Here is a 3,181-nt window from a genome sequence, read left to right as displayed (position 1 = left end):
GTCTTGCTCTTACCGGGTCAGATCAAGCGCGAAAAGGGCGTTTGGTGGATGCCTTGGCAGCAAGAGGCGATGAAGGACGTGATACCCTGCGATAAGCAGTGGGGAGCCGGGAATAGGCTTTGATCCACTGATCTCCGAATGGGGCAACCCACCTGATTGCATTCTGTTTTTGCTTCGCAAAAGCACATTCCGTGCCGGACCTTGTCCGGTATGGCGCGTCGCGGCGAAGTGGCGAACAGGGTGCAAAACCAGGTACTATTTTCCTGAATACATAGGGATTATAGAGCAAACCCGGGGAACTGAAACATCTAAGTACCCGGAGGAAAGGACATCAATAGAGACTCCGTTAGTAGTGGCGAGCGAACACGGACCAGCCGAGCAAGATGAGTGACTGGAACTGGTTGGGAAACCAGGCCATAGCGGGTGACAGCCCCGTACAGGAAGCTCTGATTGACGCATTAAGTAGGGCGGGACACGTGAAATCCTGTCTGAAGATCGGAGGACCACCTCCGAAGGCTAAGTACTCCTTGCTGACCGATAGCGAACCAGTACCGTGAGGGAAAGGTGAAAAGCACCCCGACGAGGGGAGTGAAACAGTACCTGAAACCGGACGCCTACAAGCAGTCGGAGGGACTTCGTGTCCTGACGGCGTACCTTTTGTATAATGGGTCATCGACTTGGTCTCACGAGCAAGCTTAAGCCGGTAGGTGTAGGCGCAGCGAAAGCGAGTCTGAATAGGGCGTCGAGTTCGTGGGATCAGACCCGAAACCGAGTGATCTAGGCATGACCAGGATGAAGGTTGGGTAACACCAACTGGAGGTCCGAACCCACACCTGTTGAAAAAGGTCGGGATGAGTTGTGCCTAGGGGTGAAAGGCCAATCAAACTCGGAGATAGCTGGTTCTCCGCGAAATCTATTTAGGTAGAGCGTCATCCGAATACCCCGGGGGGTAGAGCACTGGATGGGTAATGGGGCCCCACAGGCTTACTGATCCTAACCAAACTCCGAATACCCGGGAGTACTAGATGGCAGACACACGGCGGGTGCTAACGCCCGTCGTGGAGAGGGAAACAACCCTGACCTCCAGCTAAGGCCCCCAATTCATGGCTAAGTGGGAAAGCATGTGGGATGTCCAAAACAACCAGGAGGTTGGCTTAGAAGCAGCCATCCTTTAAAGATAGCGTAACAGCTCACTGGTCTAATCAAGACGTCCTGCGGCGAAGATGTAACGGGGCTCAAGCCATGAGCCGAAGCTGAGGATGCCGCAAGGCATGGTAGCGGAGCGTAGTGTGAAAAGCTCTGTGTTTGTTATATCGCCGGTCGAACGGCGCGGGCAACCGCGCTCAAGTAGCGAAGCGGTAGCGCAAACAAAGAGCTGTCGATGAAGCCGGGGCGTGAGCCATCCGGTGGAGAGATCACTAGCGAGAATGATGACATGAGTAGCGACAAAGAGTGTGAGAGACACTCTCGCCGAAAGTCCAAGGGTTCCTGCTTAAAGCTAATCTGAGCAGGGTAAGCCGGCCCCTAAGTCGAGGCAGAAATGCGTAGACGATGGGAACCAGGTTAATATTCCTGGGCCAGGAGGATGTGACGGATTGTCCGGAGCGTGCGTTCCTTATCGGATTGGAGCGTATCGATGGCAGTCCCTGGAAATAGCCCTCCAACGGACCGTACCCGAAACCGACACAGGTGGACTGGTAGAGAATACCAAGGCGCTTGAGAGAACAACGTTGAAGGAACTCGGCAAAATACCTCCGTAAGTTCGCGAGAAGGAGGCCCGGTGTATGATCACCGGGGGCACAAACCAGGGGGTGGCGACTGTTTACTAAAAACACAGGGCTCTGCGAAGTCGCAAGACGACGTATAGGGTCTGACGCCTGCCCGGTGCCGGAAGGTTAAATGGAGGGGTGAGAGCTCCGAAATGAAGCCCCGGTAAACGGCGGCCGTAACTATAACGGTCCTAAGGTAGCGAAATTCCTTGTCGGGTAAGTTCCGACCTGCACGAATGGCGTAACGACTTCCCCGCTGTCTCCAACGTTGACTCAGCGAAATTGAATTGCCTGTCAAGATGCAGGCTTCCCGCGGTTAGACGGAAAGACCCCGTGCACCTTTACTACAGCTTCAGACTGGCATCAGGACTGCGATGTGCAGGATAGGTGGTAGGCTTCGAAGCAGGGACGCCAGTCCCTGTGGAGCCTCCCTTGAGATACCACCCTTCGCATTCTTGATGTCTAACCGCGGCCCATTATCTGGGTCCGGGACCCTCTGTGGCGGGTAGTTTGACTGGGGCGGTCGCCTCCTAAAGCGTAACGGAGGCGCGCGAAGGTTGGCTCAGAGCGGTCGGACATCGCTCGTTGAGTGCAATGGCAGAAGCCAGCCTGACTGCGAGACTGACAAGTCGAGCAGAGACGAAAGTCGGCCATAGTGATCCGGTGGTCCCATGTGGGAGGGCCATCGCTCAACGGATAAAAGGTACGCCGGGGATAACAGGCTGATGATGCCCAAGAGTCCATATCGACGGCATCGTTTGGCACCTCGATGTCGGCTCATCTCATCCTGGGGCTGGAGCAGGTCCCAAGGGTACGGCTGTTCGCCGTTTAAAGAGGTACGTGAGCTGGGTTTAGAACGTCGTGAGACAGTTCGGTCCCTATCTGCCGTGGGTGTAGGATACTTGAGAGGAGTTGCCCCTAGTACGAGAGGACCGGGGTGAACGTTCCACTGGTGGACCAGTTATCGCGCCAGCGGTAGTGCTGGGTAGCTATGAACGGACAGGATAACCGCTGAAGGCATCTAAGCGGGAAGCCCCCCTCAAAACAAGGTATCCCTGAGGACCGTGGTAGACCACCACGTCGATAGGCCGGAGATGTAAGCGCAGCAATGCGTTCAGTTGACCGGTACTAATTGTCCGATAGGCTTGACCTGATCCGGTAAAAGCAAGACACAGCCGTCGAAAAGGACGGCACCGCAAGACAATCAGAAGTCGGACTTGGAAAAAATGTTGATTAGCCCAGGCATCGAAAGATGCCCTGGGATGCTTGCCCGGTTTGGTGATCACAGCACAAGTGAAACACCCGGTCCCATCCCGAACCCGGAAGTTAAGCACTGTCGCGCCGATGGTACTGCGTCTCAAGACGTGGGAGAGTAGGTCATCGCCAGACCTGACAAGCATCCCCTTCTCTCT

The 3,181-nt window shown here is 55.3% G+C and carries 2 rRNA genes; both read left to right on the top strand.

Features of this window, described 5'->3' with window-relative positions:
- The first annotated feature begins 20 nt into the window (after positions 1 to 20).
- Positions 21 to 2,922, top strand: a 23S ribosomal RNA gene (locus FGX59_RS36275).
- 121 nt (positions 2,923 to 3,043) lie between these two features.
- Positions 3,044 to 3,158, top strand: a 5S ribosomal RNA gene (gene rrf / locus FGX59_RS36270).
- Positions 3,159 to 3,181: the final 23 nt, after the last annotated feature.

This window comes from Poseidonocella sp. HB161398 (assembly GCF_005870025.1).
Classification (GTDB): domain Bacteria; phylum Pseudomonadota; class Alphaproteobacteria; order Rhodobacterales; family Rhodobacteraceae; genus Mangrovicoccus.
This window is presented reverse-complemented; position numbering and strand designations above follow the sequence as displayed.